This is a genomic window from Amaricoccus macauensis, assembly GCF_014201905.1.
Classification (GTDB): Bacteria; Pseudomonadota; Alphaproteobacteria; order Rhodobacterales; family Rhodobacteraceae; genus Amaricoccus; species Amaricoccus macauensis.
The window spans coordinates 1-2,033 of record NZ_JACHFM010000016.1; the positions used below are offsets into that span (position 1 = coordinate 1).

At 70.3% G+C, this 2,033-nt stretch carries 3 protein-coding genes; all 3 read left to right on the forward strand.

What is annotated here, in order from left to right; genetic code table 11:
• Window positions 1-180 (forward strand): hypothetical protein (locus HNP73_RS22775; protein WP_184155707.1); only part of this gene is annotated, 180 nt, incomplete at its 5' end.
• 2 nt (window positions 181-182) lie between these two features.
• A complete protein-coding gene (locus HNP73_RS22780; RefSeq protein WP_184155710.1) occupies window positions 183-392 on the forward strand; it encodes a phage head-tail joining protein in 210 nt (69 codons plus the stop codon).
• Window positions 392-1,927 (forward strand): phage portal protein, encoded by a 1,536-nt coding sequence (locus HNP73_RS22785; protein ID WP_184155713.1) that lies wholly within the window; start codon window positions 392-394, stop codon window positions 1,925-1,927. Before HNP73_RS22780 ends, HNP73_RS22785 begins: the two co-directional genes overlap by 1 nt.
• Window positions 1,928-2,033 lie beyond the last annotated feature (106 nt).

The following is a 2,033-nucleotide window of genomic DNA, read 5'->3' on the forward strand; positions in this document are numbered from 1 at the left end:
GCCGCCGCCTGGATCGCGGGCGCGGACCGCTGGCCCGACGAGAAATGGCGCGACCTCGAGGATCAGCTCGGGGCCGCCCCCACCGACACCGATCCGGCCGGGCAGATCAACCGGCCGGGACAGGCCCCGCAGGGCAAGCGCCGCTCCGACTGGCTCGGACGACGCGGAGGATGGTTCTGAACATGACCGACTGGACGGAAACCGAGTTGTCGGCGTTGCGCCGGGCCTATGCCAGCGGCACGACCCGGGTCAGCTATGACGGCAAATCGGTGGACTACGGCTCGGCCGAGGATCTGCTCGCCCGCATCCGCACCATCGAGCGCGCCATTGCGGGGATCGCGCGGCCGCTTCCGGTGGCCGGGCTGGCTGGCTTCTCGCGCGGGGACCGGTGATGTCGGCGACCTGGTTCGACCATGCCATCGCAACCGTCGCGCCGCGCATGGCCGCGCGCCGCGTCATGGCGCGTCAGGCCTTCGAGACCCTGACGCGGGGCTATGACGGCGCCGCGCGCGGACGGCGCACCGAGGGCTGGCGAGCCCCGGGATCCTCCGCCGACACCGAGATCGGCGTCGCCGGGGCGCTGCTGCGGGATCGGATGCGCGATCTGGTGCGCAACAACCCGCATGCGGCCAAGGCCGTGGCGGTGCTGGTCAACAACATCATCGGCGCAGGCATCATGCCGCGTGCCGCCAGCGGCGACGACACGCTCGACCGCAAGGTCGACGCGCTGTTCGAGCGCTGGACGGCAGACTGCGACGCCGACGGCCAGCTCGACTTCTACGGTCTGCAGACGCTGATCTGCCGCGAGATGGTCGAGGCGGGCGAGGTCCTGGTGCGCCGCAGGCTGCGGCGATCCTCGGACGGATTGCCGGTGCCGCTGCAATTGCAGGTTCTGGAGGCCGACTTCCTCGACGCCACCAAATCCGGGGCCATCGGCGCGGGACGGCTGGTCCAGGGGATCGAGTTCGATCCGGTCGGCAAGCGCCGGGCCTATTGGCTGCATGCCGAACATCCCGGTGACGCCTACGGGGCCTTGCAGAACGGTCTGCAGAGCCGCCCGGTCCCCGCGACCGAGATCGCCCATGTCTACGAGAAGCAGCGCACGCAGGCGCGCGGCGTCCCCTGGGGCGCGCCGGTGATCCGCAGCTTGCGCGATCTGGACGATTATGAGGTGGCGGAACTGGTCCGCAAGAAAACCGAGGCCTGCGTCACCGCCATCGTCTTCGGCGACGACGAGGCGCAGCAGGGCATCGCGCCCTCCGTGGTCGATGCCGACGGGAACCGGGTCGAGCAGTTCGAGCCGGGGCTGATCGCCTATGCCCGCGGCGGCAAGGACATCCGCTTCAACCAGCCCTCGGCCACCGGTGGCTACGGCGAATACAAGCGGGCGAGCCTGCACACGATCTCGGCCGGGTTCCGGGTGCCCTATGAGCTGCTGACCGGGGACCTCAGCCAGGTCAACTATTCCTCGATCCGCGCGGGGCTCGTCGAGTTCCGCCGACAGATCGACGCCGTGCAGTGGCAGCTGTTCATCCCGATGTTCTGCGCGCCGGTGTGGCGCTGGTTCACCGAGGCTGCGTGGGCGGCGGGCCAGATCCCGTCGCCGATCGTCCCCGTCGAATGGTCGCCGCCGAAGTTCGAGGCGGTCGATCCGCAGAAGGACGCGATGGCGAACCTGCTGTCGATCCGCTCGGGCACCATGACGCTGGCCGAAGTGATCGCGCGGCAGGGCCGCAACCCCGACGCTGTGCTGGCCGAGATCGCGGCGACCAACGCCAAGCTCGACGCGCTCGGGCTGGTGCTCGACAGCGACCCGCGCCGCGTCACCAAGACCGGCAGCGCGCAGACCAGTGACCCGGCCGCCGACGATCCCTCCGCCGACGCGGACAATGACCCGGCGCAGGCCGACCCTGACCGACAGGACTGACCAACATGGACACGATGATCGAACTGCCGGCCATGCGCCGGTCGGCGGAGCTTGCGCCGAACACGGCCGATGCCAACAGCCGCACCGTCGAGGTGGTCTGGTCGGC